This is a genomic window from Humitalea sp. 24SJ18S-53, assembly GCF_050632385.1.
GTDB lineage: Bacteria > Pseudomonadota > Alphaproteobacteria > Acetobacterales > Acetobacteraceae > Humitalea.
Map to the genome: position 1 here is coordinate 4226274 of NZ_CP192599.1, position 20403 is coordinate 4246676.

The window sequence follows — 20403 nt, forward strand, 5'->3', positions numbered from 1 at the left end:
TGGGGCCGGGCTGTGGGAGGCTTTGAGCAGCACTATCCCCCCGCCAAGCGACAAAGCAAGCGGCCGTCTTGCGCCTGGCGCCGGGCGCTGGAAGGTTGGGCGTATCGTGACACCGCCCCCCCTCAACCCGCCGCCGCGCCCGATCGACCTGTTGCTGGCCTATGCCAAGGCGTCGTGCCTGGGCTTCGGCGGCGCCAATGTCTGGTGCCGGCGGGTGATCGTCGAGGAACGGCGCTGGATGACCGAACGCGACTATGCCGAGGTGCTGGGCATCGGCCAGGTGCTGCCGGGGCCGAATGTGGGCAATGCCGCCGTCATGATCGGCCGGCGCTTCTGCGGCGCCTGGGGGGCGATCGCCGGATCGGTCGGGCTCTATGGGCCGCCGCTGCTGGCGCTGATGGCATTTGCCCTGGCCTGGGACCGCTTCAGCGCGGTGCCGGGGGTCGCGGCCTTCATGCATGGGGTCGCGGCGGCGGCGGCCGGGCTGGTGATCGGCAATGCGGCGCGGCAGGCCGGCAGGCTTGGCCTGACCTGGGACCTGCTGGCGTTGCTGGCCCTGGCCGCCATCGCCGCCGCCTTCTGGCAATTGCCGCTGCTGCTGATCCTGGCGGTGGTGGGGCCAGCCGGCATCGCCGCCGTCGTCTGGCGCGGGCGTGGCCGGGTGTGACGGAACCCTCCACCCTTGGCCTGTTCTTCTTCTTCGCCCGACTGTCGCTTCTGGCCGTCGGCGGCGCCAATGCCGCGGTGCCGGAGATGCATCGCCGCATGGTCGATGACCTGGGCTGGGTGACCGACGCCGAATTCTCCAACGCCTATGCCCTCGCCAATGCCGCGCCGGGGCCGAATGTGCTGGTGGTCGCCTTGCTCGGCTGGCGGCTGGTCGGCGTCCCGGGGATGTTCGGCGCGCTGTTCGGGATGCTTCTGCCGGCCATGCTGGTCGCCTGGGTCGCGGCCGGCTGGACCCTGCGGCTGGCCGGCCACCCCTGGCTGGTCGCGATACGGGCGGGGCTGGTGCCGGTGGCGATGGGGCTGAGCCTGGCGACCGGGATCGTCATGACCAGTGCCTCGGCGGTGGCGTGGCCGTCCTATGCGGTGACGGCGGCGACGGCGGTGTTTGTCTGGCGATCGCACGCAAGCCCCGCCTGGGCGCTTTTGGTGGCAGGAATCGCCGGGGTGTGGCTGTTCTGATTGCTCCGGGCAGGCCAGGATCGGGGCATTATCTCAAAAAGGCATGCGCCATGCGGCGATCGATTTTGGCGTTCACGGGACTGCTGGCCCCGGCTTTTCTGCTGCTTGCGGGCGGCCAGGCCGCGGCACAACCCCAGGCGCTGGACCTCAGCACCCTGACCTGCGCCCAGGCGATGGCCGAGGAGCCGCCGATCCCGACGCGCCGCCTGGTACCCGCCATGGCCGGGGTGGTGGCCGCCCGCGCGGGCCATGCCCGGCTGCCGTCCGACGCGGAACTGGCCCAGTTCGGCACCGGGCTGCGCCAGGGCTGCGCCAATGACCCGACCCGCCCCGTGGCGATGATCGCGCTGCTGCAACCCTCCGCCCAGGCCGCCGAGAGCGACCGCGACATCGCCCGGATGACCTGCGCCACCCTGGGTCCGGTCTGGCGGCGGGAGGCGAACCAGATCGTGCCCTTCATCGCCGGGCTGCTGGCGCCCGAAGGCCGCCTGGCGGCCAATGGCATGGACCGCGTCGGCAACGGCTTGCAGGCCGCCTGCCGCGAACCCGTCAACGCGCAGCAGACGATCCTGGACGTGGTGGCGCTGCTGCCGTGATTTGCGAGGTTGCGCCGTGGAAGGGGCTGTTCGCCCCCTCCACGCCTCCCCCACCCAGGGGCCGCCGCCCCTGGACCGGCGCGATGTATTGGTAAAATAAAGAGAGGGGCATGGCGCGCCATCGATCAAAGGTGATCCAATGACGCCCCTCTCTTTATTTTACCAACAGCGTGGGTTCCAAGGGGCCACTGCCCCTTGGTGGGGAGAGTTTAAGAGGGGCAAAGCCCCTTTCAAAGCGCAACCCACCCAATACTATTCAGCCGCGCCGAGCGACCATGTTTCCCACATCGCCACGACGACCAGGATGCCCGTGACCGCCATGCTGACCGCCAGCGGCGCCAGCCATGGCGTGGCCAGGCCCAGCGCCAGCAGCGCCACCATGCCGACCATGTGCGACACCTGGAACCAGCCCCGGATGCTGGCCTTGAACAGGATCACCCCCGTCAGGAACAGCAGCGGCCCGCCGATCATCGTCAGCATGCCGAAGGCGCCGGTGTCGCCGCCCGGATGCGCCAGCACCAACTCGTCCCCGGCCGCGGTCAGGATGATGCCGGCCACGATGGGCAGGTGCAGGTACGTATAGGCCAGCCGCGCCACCCGCCCCGGCGCATCGGCCCCGGTGATGCGCGCGACGCCGGCCTCGGCCCCGGTGTCGAAATAGATCCACCACATCGCGATGCTGCCGGCGAAGGCCGCCGCCAGCCCGGCGCCGCTGCCCCAGGTCCAGGCCGCGTCGGCAAACGTCGCCCCGGTGATCAGCACCGATTCGCCGAGTGCTATGATGATGAACAACCCACAGCGCTCGGCCATGTGCCCGCCCTCGACCGACCAGTCATCGACCGAGGAGGCGCCCAGCCCCGGCACCCAGAACCGCATCGCCGGCGAGGCGTATTCGATCGCCAGCGCCACCCCCCAGAGCAACGGCCGGGCGGTGCCCTCCATGATCCCGCCCGCGATCCAGAACGGCGCCGCCAGCGTGAACCAGCAGAGAATGCGCTGGAAGTTGCGCCGCAACGCCCGGTCGCCGGCCGGGATCGCCGCCAGCACGAAGACGGTGCGGCCCAGTTGCAGCAGCACGAAGGCCCCGGCGAAGGCCAGGCCCCGGGTATCGAAGGCTTTTGGGATGGCGGTCGCCATCAGCAGCCCCACCGCCATCATGGCAAACAGCATCAGCCGCACCGGCACCCGCTCCGGATCCAGCCAGTTCGTCGCCCAGGATGTGTTCACCCAGACCCACCAGACCCCGAGCAGAAGCATCGCCCCCTGCAACACCCCGCCGGGCGAGGGGTGATGCAGCAGCGCATGCGACAATTCGGTGATGGCGAAGACGAAGATCAGGTCAAAGAACAACTCGACATAGGTGACCCGGTGGTGCCCATGTGTCGCGTGCGGGCGCAGCAGCCCATCCGATCGCGTGGTCTGCATGCCTGTCCCCTGCCGGTCCTCCGCGACGATAGGCGGCCGTCCGCGAATTTGGGAACCACCCGACGGTTGACCGCGCGATGCCCACGGAGAAGATGCGGCCACCATGCCCGATACCTCCCCCCTGCCCGTCTCCCTCCCCCCCGGCCTGCTGGGGGCGCTGACCGCCGTGCTCGGCCCCAAGGGCGTCATCACCGACCCCGCGGACCTGGCGCCCTGGACCACCGACTGGCGCGGGCTTTACCAGGGGGCGACGCCCTGCCTGCTGCGGCCGGCGAATACCAACGAACTCTCGGCCGTGGTGCGGCTGCTGGCCCGCGCCGGGGTGCCGATGGTGCCGCAGGGCGGCAATACCAGCATGGTCGGCGGCGGCGCGCCGGATGAAAGCGGCCGCCAGGTCATCCTGTCGCTGACCCGGATGAACCGCATCCGCGACCTGGACCCGATCGACATGACCATGACGGCCGAAGCCGGCGTCATCCTGAAATCCGCGCAAGACGCCGCCGCCGCCGCGGGCGCGCTGTTCCCGCTGTCCCTGGGCGCGGAGGGCTCGGCCACCATCGGCGGCGTGCTGGCCACCAATGCCGGCGGCAATACCACCGTGCGCTACGGCAATGCCCGCGAGTTGATGCTGGGGATCGAGGCCGTGCTGCCCGATGGCCAGGTGTTTTCCGGCCTGCGCCGCCTGCGCAAGGACAATACCGGCTATGCGCTGAAACACCTGTTCGTCGGCGCCGAGGGCACGCTCGGCATCATCACCGCCGCCACCCTGCGGCTCTTCCCCCGCGCCCGGGTGCAATGCGTCGCCCTCGCGGCCGTGGCGTCGGAGGACGCGGCCCTGTCCCTGTTCCGCCGCTTCCGCGACCGCGACGACACGGCTGTCCGCGCCTTCGAATACATGTCCGGCACGGGCATCGACATCGTGCTGCGCCAGATCGACGGTGCCAGCCTGCCGGTCGCCGAGCGGGCGGACCATTATTGCCTGATCGACCTCGCCTCCTCCCGCCCCGATGCCGATCTGCAAGGCCTGCTGGAAGCGGTGCTGGAAGCCGCCTTGGAGGCCGGCGAGGTCGTTGACGCCGCCATCGCCCAGTCCGAAGCCCAGGCCCAGGCCATCTGGCGTCTGCGCGAGGAACACCCCGAGGCCCAGAAGCGCGAGGGCGCCAGCGTCAAGAGCGACGTCTCCGTCCCGGTCAGCAAGGTGCCGGAACTGATCCGCCGGTCGTCCGACGCCCTGCGCGCGCTGATCCCCGGCAGCCGCCCGGTCCCCTTCGGCCATATGGGCGACGGCAATATCCACATGAACCTGGAACAGCCCGAGGGCATGGACCCGGCCGCCTTCCTGGCCCGCGGCCATGACATCATGGACACGGTGAACGAGGTCGTGCGCGACCTGGAGGGTTCGTTCAGCGCCGAACACGGCATCGGGCGGCTGAAGACCGACATGATGGACTCCTGGCGCGGCGGCGCCGAACTGGATGCGATGCGCCGGATCAAGGCGGCGCTGGACCCGCAGGGGCTGATGAACCCGGGCAAGGTCCTGCCGGGCTGACCGCACCCCGCGCGGCGCTGTTGCTGCTGGCGCTGGGTGCCTGCGCGCCCGGCGTGACCGCATCGCCCGGCACCGCGATGGCCACGCAGAACCTGGCGCTGATCCGCCACGGCCAGCCCCCATGCGAGGCGCTGGGGGCCGCCACCTACCTCGGCCAGGGCCGATTCGTCACCGCGTCCCATGTCGTCGATGGGGTGCCGGCGCGGCTGCGCGGCTGCGCGCCCTCCAACGCCGCGCCGCTGGTGGTCTTTGCCGGCAGGGCGCAGCCGGCCGGGGTGCAGCGCATCGGCCTGGGCCATGTCGCGCCGGATGTCGGCCTGCGCTACCAGGGCGGGCTGGACCTGGCGCTGTTGCAGGCCCGCACGCCCGACGGCCCGGGCGCATCGCCCTGCGGCTTCGATGCCACCCCAGGCCAGGCCGTCGTGGTCGCGACCCCCCGGCGCATCGTGCCCGCCCGCGTGATCGGCCAGATGCGGGAGGAAACGCCCATCCACGGCGGCTACACCGAAATCGCCATCCGGCTGGAACCGGGCGAATCCGGCGCCGGGGTTTTTGATGCCGAACAGGGCTGCCTGGTCGGGGTCGTGGCCAACCGCGACGTGGCCCGGCCCGACCGCACCCGAATCGTGCTGACCCAGGCGTTGCGGGCGTTCCTGGCCTTACCAGCCCCGATCGAGGCACCGAGAGTCGCCCCCGCGCCGCCGCGCTGATAGAAGCCTCCGGGCATGAGCCGCGTGGACCTCTATATCTTCCGACAACTGGGGATCAGCCTGGTGGCGGTCACGCTTGGCCTGGCGGCGCTGGTCTGGCTGACGCAATCCTTGCGCTTCATCGAACTGGTGCTGGACCGCGGGCTGTCGATGCTGGTGTTCATCCAGCTCACATCCTTGCTTTTGCCCAATTTCTTCTCGGTGATCCTGCCGATCACGACCTTCGTGGTGGCGCTGTTCACCTATGTCCGCCTGGCCAGCGACCGCGAATTGGTGGTGATGCGCGGCACCGGCATGTCCGACTGGCGGCTGGCGCGGCCGGCGATCGCGGCCGCCACGCTGTCGGCCGTGCTTTGCATGTTCCTGCAATTGTGGCTGGTGCCGATCAGCCACACCGCCTTCCGCGAATGGCAGTTCGAAATCCGGAACCAACTGGCTGCCATCCTGTTGCAGGAAGGCGTTTTCTCCAACATCGGCAACGACCTGACGGTCTATGCCCGCAGCCGCGACCAGGAAGGCATCCTGCGGGGCTTGCTGATCCACGACGGCCGCGACGCCGGCGCCCCGGTGACCATCCTGGCCGAGGCCGGGCGCATCACCACCACGCCGCAGGGGCCGCGCGTCACCCTCTACAACGGCATCCGCCAGCAGATCGAACGCACCGCACCGCCCCCGGGCAGCCCGCCCGGCACGCCGCAGGGCTATCGCCTCGGCAGCCTGACCTTTGCCGAGAACAGCCTGGACCTGTCCCGCCAGCGCGCGAACGAGGAAGACCGCAGGCGCGACAGCCGCGAACGCTTCATCGGCGAATTGCTGAACCCGGACCCGGCCGAGAACCTGCCGCCGCGCGACGTGACCAAGTTCCGGGCCGAGGCACACCAGCGCCTGTCCAACCCGCTGACCGCGCTGTCCTTTGCCATGGTCGGGCTGGCCGCGGCCCTGGGCGGCGCGTTTCGCCGCCATGGCGGTGGGGCGACCATCGCGATCGGGGTGATCTCGGTCGTCACCTTGCTGGCCATCGGGCTTGCCATCGGCAACCTGGCGGCGCGCGACAATTTGTGGATTCCGTTGATATGGCTGCATGCGATCGGGCCGGGGGTGATCGCGGGCTGGGTGATCTCCGGCGCGCCGGGCTGGCCGCGCCCGATGCCCGCCCCGCCGGAATCCGCGACCGATGCCGCCAGCGGATTGCCCGCATGATGCGCGCCCGATGAGCATCGCCTTCACCTTGGGGACCTATGTCGCGCGGCGCTTCGGGCTTGCCACGCTTGGCATGTTGACGGCGCTGACCGGGCTGGTCGCGCTGTTCGACTTCATCGAATTGCTGCGCCGGGCGGCGACCCGCGCGGATGTCGGCTTCGGGCTGGTGGCGACCATCGCGTCGCTGCGGCTGCCGTTCGTGGCGCTGCAGATCATGCCCTTCGCCGTGTTGCTGGGCGGCATGACGGCCTTCTGGCGGCTGACCCGGTCGTCGGAACTGATCGTGGCGCGGGCCGCCGGCGTCTCGGCCTGGGGCTTCCTGCTGGGGCCCTTGCTGGTCGCGATCGGGCTGGGCGCCTTCGGCACCGCCGCGCTGTCGCCGGTGTCGTCGGTCCTGCTGGCGCGGGCGGAACGGCTGGACAACGCCTATCTGCGCAATGCCGGCGGCGTGTCGGCCCTGGCCGCGGGGCGGCTGTGGCTGCGCCAGGCGGACCGGGACTTCGAACCGCGCGGCGTCGCCATCCTGTCCGGCCGCCCGGTCGCCGGGCGCGACACGCAAAGCGCCGCGGTGTTCCGGCTGACCGACGTGACGGTCTGGCGCCTGTCGTCGGACGACAAGCCACTGGAACGGATCGAGGCCCCGGAGGCACGGCTGATGCCCGGCCGCTGGGTGCTGGCCGATGCCCAGGTCTTTGGCGCGGACCGCTCGGTAACGCCGCGGCCGCGCGTGGAATTGCCGACCGAACTGACCCCCGACCGCATCGAGGACAGTTTCGCCACCCCCGACACGCTGTCCTTCTGGGCGCTGCCGGGGTTCATCACGGTGCTTGAACAGGCCGGCTTCTCGGCGGTGCGGCACCGGCTGCAATACCAGTCGCTGCTGTCGCTGCCGGTGCTGGCGGCGGCCATGGCGCTGCTGGCCGCCGGGTTCTCGATGCGCCAGGCGCGGCGCGGCGGCGTCGCGCAGATGATCGGCGCCGGGGTCGCGGCCGGTTTTGCCCTGTTCGTGCTGGACCGCGTGTCCGGCGAGTTTGGTGAGGCCGGCACCCTGCCGGTCGTGCTGGCGGCCTGGGCCCCGGCCGTGGCGGGGTTGATGCTGGCCTTGGCGCTGCTCCTGCATTTGGAAGATGGTTAGATCCCTGGGATGAGCCGGATGCCACCAAACCCCCACATCGCCCGCGGCCGCGCGGCCTGGCCGCGCCCGCTGGCCGGGGCGTCGCTGCTGGCGCTGCTGCTGGCGCCGGGCGGCCATGCCCTGGCCCAGTCCGGGCTTCCCCCGGGCATGGAGGGGTTGGTGCCGGGGCGTTTCGATTCCAGCGCCGACCCGGGGCGCGGCCGCGGCGCCGGCGTGCCGGGCACCGACGCCGGCCGGCCGGCCTCGGCCCCGCCCGGCGCCGGCCAGCTGGATCGCAACGCGCCGGTCACCTTCACGGCCGACACCGTGGAATACGACCAGGAAAACAACATCGTCAGCGCCGCCGGCTCGGTCGAGGCCTGGCAGGGCGAGCGCATCCTTCGCGCCGACCGCTTCACCTACAACCGCAACACCGGGGTCGCGACCGCCGAGGGCAACATCCAGTTGCTGGAGGCCGACGGCCAGGTGCTCTTCGCCGACCGGGTGGAATTGCAGGCCGGCATGCGCGACGGCGTGGTCGAGGGCATGCGCGCCTACATGCTGCAGAACGGCCGCATGGTCGCCAATGGCGCCCGGCGCAGCGGCAATGGCCAGATCCTGGACATGGCCCGCATCATCTATTCGCCCTGCGACCTCTGCGTGGACAATCCCGAGGCACCGCCGGCCTGGCAGGTCCGTGCCCGGACGGCGACCCGCGACCTGAACGACATGCGCATCCGCTTCACCGATGCGACCTTGCAGGTGGCCGGCTGGCCGATCGCCTATACGCCCTACCTCTCGGTCCCCGACCCGTCGATCCCGCGGCAGAGCGGCTTTCTGTCACCCAGCGTCGGGACGTCGAAGTTCCTCGGGCCCTTCATCGAGACGCCGTATTACTGGGCCATCGACGGGGCCTCGGACCTCACCATCTCGCCGCTGATCTCGGCCGACCAGGACCCGAACCTCGGGCTGGAATACCGTCGGCGGTTCAACAACGGCTACATCGAGGGCAGCGGTAGCCTGGGCTACTTCAACGGCAATGACAGCGACGGGGAGACGGGCTTCGCCGGGCACATCTTCTCCCGCGGGCGCTTCGCGCTGAACGAGACCTGGCGCTACGGCTTCGACCTGAACCGGGCGACGTCGGACGAGTATCTGCAGACCTTCCGCTACGGCAGCCGCCGCGTCCTGCCGACAACGGCCTTCACCGAGGGGTTCTGGGGCACCGAGGCCTATGCACGGGTCGATGCCCGCGCCTACCAGGGGCTGCGCACCACCGACGACATCGCGCAGATCCCTTCGGTGCTGCCGAATGTCTATTACGAACAGGTCCTGGCGGCCGACAGCATGGGGGGCCGGCTGTCCTACGACCTGGGCGGCTATGCGGTGATGCGCGACGTCGGCACCAGCAGCCGCCGGCTGGCCAGCCGGGTCTCCTACGACCTGCCGCGCCAGGGCATTTTTGGCGACCAGATCATGTTCCGCGTGCGCGGCGACGGGTTGGGACACTGGGCCGAGAAGCTGGACGAGCCGCCGAACAATGTGGTCGGGCTGAACAATGCCTCCGAGGCGACGGGCAATGTGCGCGCGGCCATCGACTGGCGCCTGCCGATGGTGCGTTCGGCCGGGGAATACGGCCGGCAGGTGATCGAACCGCGGGTGCAGATGGTGACCGGCCCGCAGACCGGATCGCAGATCAACATCGCCAACGAAGACAGCCTGAATTTCGAATTCACCGACAGCAACCTGTTCGCGCTGAACCGCTTCATCGGGCGCGACCGCCAGGAAGGCGGCAGCCGGGTGGACGCGGCCCTGCGCGGGGCCTGGTACTTCCCCAATGGCGGCATGCTGGAGGCGCTGGGCGGGCGCAGCTTCAGCGCGCAGAACAACCCCGCCTTCCCGGAGTATTCCGGCCTGGCGGGCCGTTCGTCGGACTGGGTCGGCCGGATCCGGGCGCAGCCGGTGCCCTGGCTCGACCTCGTCGCCCGCACGCGGCTGGACAAGGACACGCTGGAAGGCGTGTACAGCGAGCTGACGGCCAGCGTCGGGCTGGGCCCGGCCGCGGTCTATGGCGGCTACCTGTTCACGCCGCCGAACCAGTACATCACCCCGGTCCAGACCCGGCGGGAGGTGCAGGCCGGTGTCAGCGGGCGCGTCAATGAAAACTGGCGCAGCAGCGTGTTCGGACGCTACGACGTGCAACTCAACGAGCCGGTGTCGATCGGCGCCGCCCTGACCTATGAGGATGAGTGCCTGATTCTCGACGCACGCTACGTTCGGTCCTATGCGGTCACCAATTCGACCGGGGCCGCGCAGCCGGGCGACCAGGTGTTGCTGTTCCGCATTGGGCTGAAGACGGTCGGCGACTACTACCTCCGCGCCCTGTGATGGGCCAAACCATGGTGCCAGAGCGGGGTCGCGGGCAGGATCGCCCCCCCGTCACTGCGCCCGCAACGTTCCGGAAACTCCCCATGCGTCTTGCCTCGCTTCTGCTCCTGACGGCCGGTCTGCTCGGCACCGCCCCGCTGTCCACCAGCCCGGCATCGGCGCAGACCAATCGCATCCTGGCCGTGGTGAACGGCGATGTGGTGACCCAGGCCGATGTCACGTCGCGCGCGCGGCTCTTCGCGCTGAACAGCGGCGCGGCCGGTGCCGGGGCGGGTTTCACCGAACGGCTGAGCGCGCCGATCCTGCGGCTGCTGGTCGATGAACGGCTGCGTGCGCAGGAAGTGGCGCGCCGCCGCGTGCCGGTGACCGACGGCGATGTTGCGGAATCCATCACCGATATCGAACGCCGCAACAACGTGCCCCCCGGGGGGCTGGTGCGCCAGTTGCGCGGCGCCGGCGTCGAACCCCGCACCCTGTTCGAACAGATCCGCGTGCAGATCGGCTGGTCGCGGCTGCTGCGCGCGCTGCTGGGCCAGCAGGCCACCCCGGGCGAGACCGAGGTCAACGAATTCATCGCCGCCCGCAACGCCCGCACCGGGCAGCCGGAATTCCTGGTCAGCGAGATCTTCATCCCGCTGGACGACCCGACGCGGGAGCCGGAAGTGCGCCGCTTCGCCGAGGACGTGATCGCTCAGTTGCGCTCCGGCGTGCCCTTCCCGATCGCGGCGACCCAGTTCAGCCAGAGCCAGACCGCCCTGGCCGGCGGCGACATGGGCTGGGTCAATGCCGACCAGTTGGACCCCGACGCAGCCGCGCTGGCGCAGCGCATGCCGGTTGGCGCGATCTCCAACGCCATCCGCGTGCCCGGCGGCTTCCAGATCCTGGCGCTGCGGCAGCGGCGGGAGACGGGGGTGCAGAACGCCACCGTGCTGTCGATCCGCCAGGCCTTCCTGCCGTTCCAGGGCACGCTGGACCCCGCCAACCCGACCCAGCAGCAGCGCGACACGGTGGAACGCGCCGGGCGCATCACCGGCGGCTGCCCGGCGGTCGAGGTCGCGGCCCGTGGCAGCCCGCGCCCGGCCGACCCGGGCCCGGTGGCGATGGAAAACCTGCCGCCGCCGCTGCGCACCATCCTGTCGGGCCTGGCGCCGGGCCGGGTCAGCCAGCCGCTGATCACCCCCGATGGCGTGCTGGTCATCGCCGTCTGCGAACGCCAGACCCGCAACATGGCTGAGGTCACGCCCGACGTCGCCCGCCAGTTGATCACCCGCGACCGGTTGGAAAACATCTCCCGCCAGCAGTTGCGTGAGGCGCGGCGCCGGGCGCAGATCGAGATCCGCGCGGTGCCCGAGCCCGCCGCCGCCACCCCGGCCGGCCGGGGGTGACCGAAGCCACAGCCATGGCCGCGGCGTCGCTGGCGCCGCGCAAATCCCTCGGCCAGCACTTCCTGCTGGATGAGGCGATCTGCCGGCGTATCGCGGCCCAGGCCGGCGACCTGGCGGGGCGCCATGTGATCGAGGTCGGCCCCGGCCCCGGCGGGCTGACGCGGGCCTTGCTCGCGACCCCTGCCGCCTCAGTCGTGGCGGTCGAGTTCGACAGTCGTGCCGTGGCGCTGCTGGCGCCGCTGGCCGAAGCCTCGGCCGGGCGGCTGCGGGTGATCGAGGGCGATGCGCTGGGCCTCGATCTCGCCACCCTGGTTCCGGCCCCGCGCCATATCATCGCCAACCTGCCGTACAATGTCGCGACCCCCTTGCTGGTCGGCTGGCTGCGCGATGCCGCGGCCTTCGAGCGGCTGACCCTGATGTTCCAGCAGGAGGTCGCCGAGCGCATCGCCGCGGCCCCCGATACCTCCGCATACGGGCGGCTGTCGGTGCTGGCGCAGTGGCGGTGCCGGGTGCAGTTGGTGATGTCCCTGCCCCCTGGCGCCTTCCGCCCGCCGCCCAAGGTCTGGTCGGCCGTGGTGGTGCTGGACCCCAAGCCGGAGGCGCCGGACCCCGCCCTGTTCCGGGCGCTGGAACGCACCACCGCCGCGGCCTTTGGCCAGCGCCGGAAAATGCTGCGTGGGTCGCTCAAAAGCCTGGGCGATGCCGAGGGGTTGTTGGCCGGCGCTGGCATCGACGGGTCGCGGCGGGCCGAGACGCTGACGGTCGAGGAATTCGAGCGGCTGGCGCTGGGCGTGCTGCGCCGCGTCACCCCCTGAACCACCCGACCAGGGCGCCCAGGGTCAGCACGCTGAGCGCCGTGCCCACCAGCACCGCCGCCCCGCTGCGGTCCTGCCCCACCGCGTAGCGCTGGGCCATCAGGAAGGCGTTGGCGCCGGTCGGCATGGCGGCCGCCGTGACCGCCACCGCCGTCTCCAGCGACCCGAGGTCCAGCCAGAGGCAGGCGAGCCAGACCAGCGCCGGCTGGGCCAGCAGCTTCAGCAGCACGGTCGTGGCGAGTTCCGGCACCGCGCCCCGCACGGAAAAACCGAGTAGCGATCCGCCCAGGCAGAAGAGCGCGACCGGCGGCGCCGCCTGCCCCAAAAGTTCCAGGGTGCGGCGGAAAAAACCCGGCAGGGGCACGCCGGTCTGCGACCAGATCAGCGCCGCCAGCACCGCCATCACGATCGGGTTGCGCACCACGCCCGCGACCGTGGCACGCAGCACTTTTGGCCAGGCGGCGCCGGCGTTCTGGCCGATTTCCGCCACCACCGTCGCGGTGCCCAGCATCACCATCGAATGCAGCGCCAAGATGGTCAGCATCACCGCCAGCCCCGCCTGGCCATAGGCCGCGGCGATCAGGGGGATGCCCATCATCACCGAATTGCCGAAGCTGACGTTGAGGGCGAAGGTGCCAGCGTTGCTCAAGGACATCCGCCGCTTGGCGCCCCAGAGGGCGGCGACATAGAGCACCCCCGACCCCAGGAAGAAGGCCAGCGCCGCCCCGCCCCCGCCGCCATGCCCGGCGGTGCCGCCGGCGAAGAGCAGCGCCGGGGCGGCGAGGCTGAAGGTGAACCAGCCCAGGCCCCGGAACTGGTCGGCGTTCAGCACATTGCGCAGGGCGGAAAAATAGCCGGCGCCGATCAGCAGGAAGACCGGGGCGACCACTTCCAGCACCGTGCGCATGGCCTAGTCCTCGGCCAGCAGGGCGGCGGCGTGGGCGGCGAGACCCGTCTGCCGGTGCCGGGCGGCGCGGGCGGCGTGCAGCACGCAGCGGACGCTTTCCACCGTGGCGGCGAAATCCTGGTTCAGCAGCAGGTGGTCGAAATCGGCCCAATGGGCGATCTCGGCGCGGGAGGCGGCCATGCGGCGGTCGATTTCCTCCGCGCTGTCCTGGCCGCGGGCGACCAGGCGGCGGCGCAGCTCGGCCAGGCTGGGCGGCAGCAGGAAGACGCCGACCACATCGCCCGGCAGGGCGGCGCGCAGTTGCAGGTGGCCCTGCCAGTCGATGTCGAAGAGCACGTCCCGCCCCTCGGCCAGGGCCTGTTCCACCGGGGCGCGGGGGGTGCCGTAGTGGCGGCCGAAGACCTCCGCGTGTTCCAGCATTTTTCCCTCCGCCACCATGGCGGCGAATTTTTCGCGGCTGCGGAAGTAGTAGTGGTCGCCGTCGATTTCCCCCGGCCGGGCGGCGCGGGTGGTGGCCGAGATGGACAGCGACAGCGCCGGTTCGGTCTGCAACAGCGCCCGGCTGACGCTGGACTTGCCGGTGCCCGAGGGGGCCGCCAGCACGAGGCACACTCCGCGCCGGATCATTCGACGTTGGCCGATTGTTCGCGCAGCCGCTCGATCGCGGCCTTGAGGTCCAGCGCCAGGCGGGTCAGCCCCAGGCTTTGCGACTTGGCGGCGGTGGTATTCGCTTCGCGGCCGAATTCCTGGGTCAGGAATTCCAGCTTGCGGCCGACCGGGACACCGGAGGCGAGCAGCGCGCGGGCGGCGGCGATATGGGCGGAGAGGCGGTCCAATTCCTCCCGCACATCGGCCTTCTGGGCCAGGGCGGCGACTTCGACGGCCAGGCGTTCCTCGGTCATGCGGGCGGTGGTGTCGGCCAGGAGTTCGGCGAGGCTGGCACGCAGGCGGGCGGTGATGGCGGCGGGGGCGAGGGCGGCGTCGCGGGCGGCCAGGTCGCGCAGGGCGGCGATTTCGTCGAGCAGGGTCGAGAGGACCTCAAACAGAGCTTTTCCCTCGGTTTTTCGGCTTTCGGACAATTGGCCGAGGGCGGTTTCGAAGCCGGCGGAGAGGGCGGCGCGGGTGGCGAGGTCGGCGGCTTCATCGGGGGTGTTTTGCGGCGCGCGCAGCACGCCGGGCAGGGCCAGCAGGGCCTCGGCGCGGGGTGGCGTGGACCCCGGGATGCGGGCGGACAATTCCAGCGCGATGGCCAGGACCGCGTCCAGCGCCACGGGATCGACCGCGATGCGGGCGGCACGGTCCTGGCGTTGCAGGGTCAGGGCGGCCTGGATGCTGCCGCGGGAGAAACGTTTTGCCGCGACCTCGCGCAGGGGGATCTCCAGCCCCTCCTGGCCGGGGGGGAGGCGCAGGCGCAGGTCGAGGCCGCGGCCGTTCACGCTGCGGAGTTCCCAGACGAAGACGGTGCCATCGGGCAGGCTGCCGCTGGTACGGGCGAAACCGGTCATGGAGGAGAGGGTCATGCCGCGTTCTGGCGCGGCAAGGGAGGGAGGGCAAGGCGCGGGGGTTGCATGGGGGCGCCTCCTTGTGGAGGATAATATGCCTAGTATTTCGGAATTGTCAATCTTGACGAGGGGCGGGTGCGGCCCGCATCCCGCAGGTATGTGGACATCGATTGCGATCACCGGCGCTTCCTCCGGCCTCGGCGCCGCCATTGCCCGTGCGGCGGCGCGGCCGGGGGTGGTGCTTCATCTGGCGGGGCGGGATGCGACGCGGCTGGCGGCGGTCGCGCGTGATTGCGCGGCGGCGGAGGTGCGGGTCACGGTGCTGGACGTGACCGACGCCGCAGCGTGCGCCGCCTGGGTCGCGGGGATGGGGCGGTGCGATTTGATGATCGCCAATGCCGGGATCAGTGCCGGATCCGGCGGTGGGGTGGAAAGCGCCGAGCAGGTGCGGGCGATCTTTGCCACCAACGTCGATGGCGTGCTGAACGTGGCGCTGCCGGCCATCGCGGCGATGCGGGACCAGGCGCCGGGGCCGGATGGGGTGCGTGGGCGGGTCGCGGTGACGGGGTCGCTGGCGAGTTTCGTGGCCGCGCCCGGTGCCGCTTCCTATTGCGCGAGCAAGGCCGCGGTGCAGCGCTGGGCGGAGGCGACGGATGCCTCGGAACGCAAGTTCGGGGTGCGGCTGTCGTCGATCTGCCCGGGGTATGTGCGGACGCCGATGACGGAAAAGAACGCGTTTCCCATGCCGTGGCTGATGACGCCGGACGAGGCGGCGAAGCGGACCCTGGCCGGGTTGGCGGCGGGGCGGTTGCGGGTGGTGTATCCGCGCCGGTTGTATTTCTTGGCCCGGATGGTGGGGGCCCTGCCGCCGGGGTGGCGGAATGCGATTTTGGGGCGGGCGCCGGCGAAGGGGAAGGCTGGGTAGCTAACGAGCGGCTGTAGAACGGGGCGGTTGCGCCGTGGAGAGGGCTTCGCCCCCTCCAGACCTCCCCCACCAGGGGCCGCCGCCCCTGGACCGGCGCGATGTATTGGTAAAATAAAGGGAGGGGCATGGAGCGCACCGGAGCAATGGCGCGACCTTGATGCCCCTCCCTTTATTTTACCAAATCCGTGGGTTCCAAGGGGCCACGGCCCCTTGGTGGGGAGAGTTTGAGAGGGGCGAAGCCCCTTTCAAGGCGCCACTGCCGTTTTATTGACCACCCCCCCGCACCCAGTTCACCACCGGCGGCTCGCGAAACGCAAACCGCAACAGGTGCCGGGCGACGACGTCTTCCAGCTTTGCCACGGCTTCCTCATCCGCCCCGGTGACCCGCAGGACCAGCGTGTCCTGCGTCGCCTCCAGGCTGCAAAACCCGGCCGGGAAGGTGATGGTGCCGCGATCCGCTTCCTGGGTGACCGGGATCTTGTGGGCAAAATGCTTGCACAATTGGCCGAGGTAGCGGGCGGGCGTGGCCATCGCCACATGGGCTTGGCTGTCCATCAGGCGCGCTCCACGCCGGTCGCGGCGGCGTCCAGGGCGGCCGCCACGGCGTTGGCCTGGTCCTCGGTCAGCGGGCCGCGCGACAGGCGCATGCGCAGGGCGAGTTTCAGGTTTTCCATGGCGCGGACGACCTGGGGCGCGGGGCCGGCGCCGTGGATGCGGCCGGCTTCGGCCATGCGGGCGAGCAGGGCCTCCACCGACGCGCGGTTTTCGGCCAGGAAGGTGCGGCCCTCGGCGGTGATCTCGTGCAGCTTCTTGGCGCCGCCCTCGGCCGTGGTGGCGGTGACGTGGCCGAGTTCCTCCAGCAGGGTCAACGTCGGGTAGATCACGCCGGGGCTGGGGCTATAGGCGCCGCCGACGGCGTCTTCGATCGCCTTGATCAGCTCGTACCCATGGCGCGGCTTTTCGGCGATGAGATGGAGGATGACCAGGCGCAGGTCGCCCTGGGCGAAGAAGCGGCCCGGGCCGCCGCGCCCGCCGCCGTGACGGCCGTGGCGGGCGAAGGGGTGCTGGTCGAAACCATGGTCGCCGCGGGCGTGGCGGCGGCCATGGTGATGGTCGTGGTGATGGTCGTGGTGATGGTCGTGGTGGGTGTGTCGGTGGTGCATGATAACTCCTGATGCGCGTTGGTGCGCTGCATCTTAGATATATCGAACACCAGTCGGTTTCAAGGGCGATCTACTGGCCGAGTTGCGCCAGGCTGCCCGCCACCGCGCGGTCTGCGGCGCGGGTCGCGTCCTCCGGCAGCAGCAGGCGTTCGGCGACCATGCGCGCCGCGGCGGTGCGGACGGCGGCGATGTAGGCGGCGTTGTCGGCGTAGCGTTCCTCGATCGACGGGCGGGGATCGCGCGCGGCCTCCCGCGCCGCGCGGGTGGCGGCGAAGGGGGCGACGGCGCCTTGCAGGGGGAAGAGCGTGCCGGCGCCAAAGCCCTCGGCGCGGGGGTTCCAGCCGGTGTAGGTCGCGCGTGGCACGGCGAGCGGCAGCATGCGTATGCCGGCGACGGCCATGCCATCGGTATCGGCCAGGGGGACAAAGACCGGGTAGCGGCCGATCTCGCGCGGCGGGAAGACGGCCTGGTCGGAGAAGGCGGCGAAGGCGTGCAGCCCGGCATAGGGCAGGCCGGGGATATCGGCGGGCACGGCGCCGGCGGGGGCGACCAGCGTGCCATGGGCGCGCATCGGCACGCGGCTGGCGGGCGGGGCCGTGCCCTCGGTGATCCAGGCTTCCATGGCGGTCAGCAACGCGCGCATGGGCGGGCCGGCGTGCATCGGGTTGACCGGCAGGGCCATGGTGGGGGTGCGGCGCATCGCCTCGCCCGGGTCGGCGTAATGCGGCGTGCCGGCGATCATATAGGCGCGGACATCGGCCGGCAGGTCCAGGTGGTTGCCGGCGGGATCGGTGACGAGCAGCGATCCGCGGGAGGCCCACCATTCATGTTCGCTGTCGGTCTGCATCACCTTGGGGCAGGTGGAATTCAGCCGGCAGCGCAGCATCAGCCCGTCGCGCCGGCCCGACAATTCGTCGTCGAGCGTGACATAGGTGAAGGGAAACAGGTCGGCCTGCCAGGCCGGGTCCTGCGGGTGGCGGGCGTTGCGGCCGGCCTGGCCGAAGCGGACGTTGGTCGCCATGCGCCGGGCGCCGGCGATATGCGGCATCAGCCCGTCGAAGACGACGCGGCCGGAGGTGTCCTCGTTGAAGCCCATCCAGAGGAAGTCGCGCAGGAAGCGGCCGGATTGGGAGACACCAAAGCCGATGGCGCGATGGATGGTGGGGCGGCCGGCGGCGGCGAGCGGGTTTTGGGGGCCGCCCTCCCGCCGCAGGAAGGCCGCGACGTCGCGGGTCGCGGCGTAGCCCAGGCCGAGGACGATGGGGTCGCGGGCGGTATAGGTGACTTCATAAAGGGCGGCGGCGTCGAAGCCGGTGGCGGGGCGGGTGATCTCGACCTGCTGCGGCCCGGTCGCGCGGATGGCGAGGCCGGGGGGCGTCTGGCGCGGGTCGGCCCAATGCGCGCGGACGGTGACGGTCAGGTTCGCGGGGTCGGCCATCGGCCAGGCCAATGCGGCCGTGGCGGGGCTGCGGGTGTGGTCGAAGAGGAATTCTTCGCGCGAGGGGCCGGTGACGCCCGCAAGGGCCGGGGCGGCCAGGGCGAGTTGGCCGGGGGCGGAGGGGATGTCGGCCTGCCAGCCGATCCAGGCCATGCTCGTGCCGGCGCGGTGCAGGAAGCCGATGCCGGCATCCGCCGCCTGGGTCGCGCGGTTGGCACCGGGCTGCGCTGAATCGTCGAAGAGTTGCGGCGCCAGTTTGCGACCGCGGTTGGGGACGTCGACCAGAAGCGTGCCATTGCCGCGGGCCGGATCGGCGGGGCGCAGCAGGACGACATCGGCCACGGCCTCCACCCGCCCGGCGGCGTTGCGCGGGGCGCGGTCGATGTCGGCGATCACGGCGTTGCGCGGGTCGGCGGGATCGACCGCGATGGTGGCGCGGCCGGTGATGCGGACGTAAGGGCCGGTGGCGTCGAAGGCGCGGCCTTCGAAGGCGGGGACGGTTTCCAGCACCTCGAACCGGATGACTTGGGCGGCGGCGGGCAGCGCCACGCCGGCCAGCAGGCTGGCCAGGAGCAGGTGTCGCATGGATGTTCTTCCCCTCGGTCGCGGTCGTTCCGCCGCTATGGGGGAAGGCCAGCACGGAAGGGCGGGTGCCGCCAGACATGTGTGGATGATGGGCGGGTTTTCATCATGACGACATGAGACATTTAGCCCCGGTAGCGCAGCGCCTCGACCAATAGGGCAAAGGCGGGCGCGGGCTGGCGGCGGCTGGGGTAATAGAGGTGGTAGCCTGGAAAGGGCGGGCACCAATCGGCCAGCACCCGGACCAGGCGCCCGTCGGCGAGATGCGCGCCCGCCTGGTCCTCGGGCATGTAGGCGAGGCCGAAGCCGGCCAAGACCGCCCGGAGCCGCAGCGCGGTGTTGTTGAAGACGAGCGGGCCTTCGACCCGCACCTTCACCTCGCGCCCGGCTTGTTCGAATTCCCAGGCGTAGATCCCGCCATAGGTGGGCAGGCGCAGGTTGATGCAGCGATGGGCCGCCAGGTCCTGTGGCACGATGGGGGCCGGATGGGTCGCGAAATAGGTGGGGGCGCCGACGACGGCCATGCGCATGTCCGGCCCGATGCGCACGGCGATCATGTCCTTCGCCACCTGTTCGCCCAGGCGAATCCCCGCGTCGTAGCGTTCGGCGACGATGTCGGTCAGGCCGTAGTCGATGACCACCTCCACCTTGATGTCCGGGTAGGTGGGCAGGAGTTTTTCCAGCACGGGCCAGAGCACCGCCTCGGCCGCGTGTTCGCCGGCGGTGATGCGGATCGTGCCGGCGGGTTTGTCGCGCAGCGCGGTCAGGGCCGCGAGTTCGGCGTCGATCTCCTCCAGCAGCGGGCCGATGTTGCGCAGCAGGCGTTCGCCGGCCTCGGTCGGGGCGACGCTGCGGGTGGTGCGGGACAGCAGGCGCAGGCCGAGCCGGGCTTCCAGCCCCGTGATGGTATGGCTCAGCGCCGATTGCGAGACGCCGATCTGGGCGGCGGCCCGGGTGAAACTCCGCTCCCGTGCCACGGCGAGGAAGGCTGTGAGGTCGTTGACGTTCTCGCGCGGCATTCATGAATCCGGTTCATAGGCACGTGCCGATTTTACGCGCTAATCGCCCCGGGCCGCATCCCCTACCTCTCCGCCATCATCGCAGGAGAGCGATCATGGAGATCTACCGCGCCGGTTCCCGGCCCTCCGCCACCGGACCGGCGGACTATTTTACGGGCACCGTCCGCGTCGATCCGCTGTTCGACGCCCCCGACCCGGCGCGCGTGCTGGGCGCGCTTGTGACCTTCGAGCCTGGTGCGCGGACCGCCTGGCACACCCATCCGCTGGGCCAGACGCTGGTCGTCACCGCCGGGCGCGGCTGGGCGCAGCGCGCGGGGGGGCCGGTCGAGGATATCCGGCCCGGCGACGTCATCTGGTTCCCGCCCGGCGAAAAGCACTGGCACGGCGCGACCGCGACCACGGGCATGAGCCACATCGCCATCGTGGAGAAGCTGGACGGCACATCCGCCGACTGGATGGAACAGGTCAGCGACGCCGACTACGGGGCGAAGGCTTAG

Annotated in this window: 21 protein-coding genes; 13 read left to right on the forward strand and 8 right to left on the reverse strand. The window is 70.9% G+C overall.

Features of this window, described 5'->3' with window-relative positions; genetic code table 11:
- Positions 1-106: 106 nt before the first annotated feature.
- Genes ACQW02_RS20255 through ACQW02_RS20265 form a run of 3 tightly spaced genes read left to right on the forward strand, consistent with a single transcriptional unit; the run spans position 107 to position 1784 of the window.
- Entirely contained in the window at positions 107-667 is a 561-nt protein-coding gene (locus tag ACQW02_RS20255; RefSeq protein WP_431281719.1) for a chromate transporter, read from the forward strand.
- Complete coding sequence (locus ACQW02_RS20260) at positions 664-1188, forward strand: chromate transporter (RefSeq protein WP_431281720.1); 525 nt, start codon at positions 664-666, stop codon at positions 1186-1188. The genes ACQW02_RS20255 and ACQW02_RS20260 overlap by 4 nt, the downstream gene beginning before the upstream one ends.
- A gap of 50 nt (positions 1189-1238) precedes the next feature.
- A complete protein-coding gene (locus ACQW02_RS20265) occupies positions 1239-1784 on the forward strand; it encodes a hypothetical protein (RefSeq protein ID WP_431281721.1) in 546 nt (181 codons plus the stop codon).
- 252 nt (positions 1785-2036) lie between these two features.
- Here ACQW02_RS20265 and ACQW02_RS20270 read toward each other — a convergent pair whose 3' ends face one another.
- Positions 2037-3209: a low temperature requirement protein A gene (locus ACQW02_RS20270; RefSeq protein WP_431281722.1), complete on the reverse strand. Its 1173-nt coding sequence runs from the start codon at positions 3207-3209 to the stop codon at positions 2037-2039.
- A 103-nt stretch (positions 3210-3312) separates the two neighbouring features.
- Here ACQW02_RS20270 and ACQW02_RS20275 point away from each other — a divergent pair, with 103 nt between their 5' ends.
- The 7 genes from ACQW02_RS20275 (at position 3313) to rsmA (ending at position 12370) form a co-directional block, all read left to right on the forward strand.
- The gene (locus ACQW02_RS20275) at positions 3313-4758 is read left to right on the forward strand and encodes an FAD-binding oxidoreductase (protein ID WP_431281723.1); all 1446 of its coding nucleotides are present in this window, start codon (positions 3313-3315) and stop codon (positions 4756-4758) included.
- Between the two features lie 20 nt (positions 4759-4778).
- Entirely contained in the window at positions 4779-5468 is a 690-nt protein-coding gene (locus tag ACQW02_RS20280) for a trypsin-like peptidase domain-containing protein (RefSeq protein ID WP_431281724.1), read from the forward strand.
- Positions 5469-5483: 15 nt separating this feature from the next.
- A complete protein-coding gene (gene lptF, locus ACQW02_RS20285) occupies positions 5484-6668 on the forward strand; it encodes an LPS export ABC transporter permease LptF (protein WP_431281725.1) in 1185 nt (394 codons plus the stop codon).
- Between the two features lie 10 nt (positions 6669-6678).
- A complete protein-coding gene (gene lptG / locus ACQW02_RS20290) occupies positions 6679-7803 on the forward strand; it encodes an LPS export ABC transporter permease LptG (protein WP_431281726.1) in 1125 nt (374 codons plus the stop codon).
- Positions 7804-7821: 18 nt separating this feature from the next.
- The gene (locus tag ACQW02_RS20295) at positions 7822-10170 is read left to right on the forward strand and encodes an LPS-assembly protein LptD (protein ID WP_431281727.1); all 2349 of its coding nucleotides are present in this window, start codon (positions 7822-7824) and stop codon (positions 10168-10170) included.
- 83 nt (positions 10171-10253) lie between these two features.
- Positions 10254-11555 carry a peptidylprolyl isomerase gene (locus ACQW02_RS20300; protein WP_431281728.1) on the forward strand — a complete coding sequence of 434 codons (1302 nt, stop codon included), beginning with the start codon at positions 10254-10256 and terminating at the stop codon, positions 11553-11555.
- A 14-nt stretch (positions 11556-11569) separates the two neighbouring features.
- Positions 11570-12370: a 16S rRNA (adenine(1518)-N(6)/adenine(1519)-N(6))-dimethyltransferase RsmA gene (rsmA, locus tag ACQW02_RS20305; protein WP_431285938.1), complete on the forward strand. Its 801-nt coding sequence runs from the start codon at positions 11570-11572 to the stop codon at positions 12368-12370.
- On the opposite strand, the gene ACQW02_RS20310 is transcribed toward rsmA, so the two are convergent.
- The 3 genes from ACQW02_RS20310 to ACQW02_RS20320 are packed head-to-tail and all read right to left on the reverse strand — an operon-like array spanning position 12360 to position 14797.
- Positions 12360-13277, reverse strand: coding sequence for an AEC family transporter (locus ACQW02_RS20310; RefSeq protein WP_431281729.1), 918 nt, complete (start codon positions 13275-13277; stop codon positions 12360-12362). The two genes, rsmA and ACQW02_RS20310, sit on opposite strands and share 11 nt — an antisense overlap.
- 3 nt (positions 13278-13280) lie before the next feature.
- A complete protein-coding gene (gene gmk, locus ACQW02_RS20315) occupies positions 13281-13904 on the reverse strand; it encodes a guanylate kinase (protein ID WP_431281730.1) in 624 nt (207 codons plus the stop codon).
- Positions 13901-14797: a YicC/YloC family endoribonuclease gene (locus ACQW02_RS20320; protein ID WP_431281731.1), complete on the reverse strand. Its 897-nt coding sequence runs from the start codon at positions 14795-14797 to the stop codon at positions 13901-13903. The genes gmk and ACQW02_RS20320 overlap by 4 nt, the downstream gene beginning before the upstream one ends.
- 139 nt (positions 14798-14936) lie before the next feature.
- Here ACQW02_RS20320 and ACQW02_RS20325 point away from each other — a divergent pair, with 139 nt between their 5' ends.
- Positions 14937-15704 (forward strand): SDR family NAD(P)-dependent oxidoreductase, encoded by a 768-nt coding sequence (locus ACQW02_RS20325; protein ID WP_431281732.1) that lies wholly within the window; start codon positions 14937-14939, stop codon positions 15702-15704.
- Positions 15705-15968: 264 nt separating this feature from the next.
- Here ACQW02_RS20325 and ACQW02_RS20330 read toward each other — a convergent pair whose 3' ends face one another.
- Together ACQW02_RS20330 and ACQW02_RS20335 are read right to left on the reverse strand one after the other, a co-directional pair.
- On the reverse strand, positions 15969-16259 hold the full coding sequence (locus ACQW02_RS20330; protein WP_431281733.1) for a DUF2218 domain-containing protein: 291 nt from the start codon (positions 16257-16259) through the stop codon (positions 15969-15971).
- Positions 16259-16696 carry a PadR family transcriptional regulator gene (locus ACQW02_RS20335; RefSeq protein ID WP_431285939.1) on the reverse strand — a complete coding sequence of 146 codons (438 nt, stop codon included), beginning with the start codon at positions 16694-16696 and terminating at the stop codon, positions 16259-16261. Before ACQW02_RS20335 ends, ACQW02_RS20330 begins: the two co-directional genes overlap by 1 nt.
- Between ACQW02_RS20335 and ACQW02_RS20340 the strand changes: the two genes are divergently transcribed.
- Positions 16652-16879 carry a hypothetical protein gene (locus ACQW02_RS20340; RefSeq protein WP_431286006.1) on the forward strand — a complete coding sequence of 76 codons (228 nt, stop codon included), beginning with the start codon at positions 16652-16654 and terminating at the stop codon, positions 16877-16879. The genes ACQW02_RS20335 and ACQW02_RS20340 overlap by 45 nt on opposite strands.
- 58 nt (positions 16880-16937) lie before the next feature.
- Here ACQW02_RS20340 and ACQW02_RS20345 read toward each other — a convergent pair whose 3' ends face one another.
- Positions 16938-18890: an alpha/beta hydrolase domain-containing protein gene (locus tag ACQW02_RS20345; protein ID WP_431281734.1), complete on the reverse strand. Its 1953-nt coding sequence runs from the start codon at positions 18888-18890 to the stop codon at positions 16938-16940.
- 122 nt (positions 18891-19012) lie between these two features.
- Complete coding sequence (locus tag ACQW02_RS20350) at positions 19013-19906, reverse strand: LysR family transcriptional regulator (protein ID WP_431281735.1); 894 nt, start codon at positions 19904-19906, stop codon at positions 19013-19015.
- A gap of 95 nt (positions 19907-20001) precedes the next feature.
- Here ACQW02_RS20350 and ACQW02_RS20355 point away from each other — a divergent pair, with 95 nt between their 5' ends.
- Entirely contained in the window at positions 20002-20403 is a 402-nt protein-coding gene (locus tag ACQW02_RS20355) for a (R)-mandelonitrile lyase (protein ID WP_431281736.1), read from the forward strand.

Excerpts from the sequence above, each read along its gene's own strand:
- ACQW02_RS20275 (WP_431281723.1), top strand. The coding sequence starts at position 3,313 with ATGCCCGATACCTCCCCCCTGCCCGTCTCCCTCCCCCCCGGCCTGCTG.
- ACQW02_RS20295 (WP_431281727.1), top strand. The coding sequence starts at position 7,822 with ATGCCACCAAACCCCCACATCGCCCGCGGCCGCGCGGCCTGGCCGCGC.
- ACQW02_RS20330 (WP_431281733.1), bottom strand. The coding sequence starts at position 16,259 with ATGGACAGCCAAGCCCATGTGGCGATGGCCACGCCCGCCCGCTACCTC.
- lptG (WP_431281726.1), top strand. The coding sequence starts at position 6,679 with ATGAGCATCGCCTTCACCTTGGGGACCTATGTCGCGCGGCGCTTCGGG.
- ACQW02_RS20265 (WP_431281721.1), top strand. The coding sequence starts at position 1,239 with ATGCGGCGATCGATTTTGGCGTTCACGGGACTGCTGGCCCCGGCTTTT.
- ACQW02_RS20355 (WP_431281736.1), top strand. The coding sequence starts at position 20,002 with ATGGAGATCTACCGCGCCGGTTCCCGGCCCTCCGCCACCGGACCGGCG.
- gmk (WP_431281730.1), bottom strand. The coding sequence starts at position 13,904 with ATGATCCGGCGCGGAGTGTGCCTCGTGCTGGCGGCCCCCTCGGGCACC.
- ACQW02_RS20325 (WP_431281732.1), top strand. The coding sequence starts at position 14,937 with ATGTGGACATCGATTGCGATCACCGGCGCTTCCTCCGGCCTCGGCGCC.
- ACQW02_RS20300 (WP_431281728.1), top strand. The coding sequence starts at position 10,254 with ATGCGTCTTGCCTCGCTTCTGCTCCTGACGGCCGGTCTGCTCGGCACC.
- lptF (WP_431281725.1), top strand. The coding sequence starts at position 5,484 with ATGAGCCGCGTGGACCTCTATATCTTCCGACAACTGGGGATCAGCCTG.
- rsmA (WP_431285938.1), top strand. The coding sequence starts at position 11,570 with ATGGCCGCGGCGTCGCTGGCGCCGCGCAAATCCCTCGGCCAGCACTTC.
- ACQW02_RS20270 (WP_431281722.1), bottom strand. The coding sequence starts at position 3,209 with ATGCAGACCACGCGATCGGATGGGCTGCTGCGCCCGCACGCGACACAT.
- ACQW02_RS20310 (WP_431281729.1), bottom strand. The coding sequence starts at position 13,277 with ATGCGCACGGTGCTGGAAGTGGTCGCCCCGGTCTTCCTGCTGATCGGC.
- ACQW02_RS20320 (WP_431281731.1), bottom strand. The coding sequence starts at position 14,797 with ATGACCCTCTCCTCCATGACCGGTTTCGCCCGTACCAGCGGCAGCCTG.
- ACQW02_RS20340 (WP_431286006.1), top strand. The coding sequence starts at position 16,652 with ATGGCGCGGCTTTTCGGCGATGAGATGGAGGATGACCAGGCGCAGGTC.
- ACQW02_RS20350 (WP_431281735.1), bottom strand. The coding sequence starts at position 19,906 with ATGCCGCGCGAGAACGTCAACGACCTCACAGCCTTCCTCGCCGTGGCA.
- ACQW02_RS20345 (WP_431281734.1), bottom strand. The coding sequence starts at position 18,890 with ATGCGACACCTGCTCCTGGCCAGCCTGCTGGCCGGCGTGGCGCTGCCC.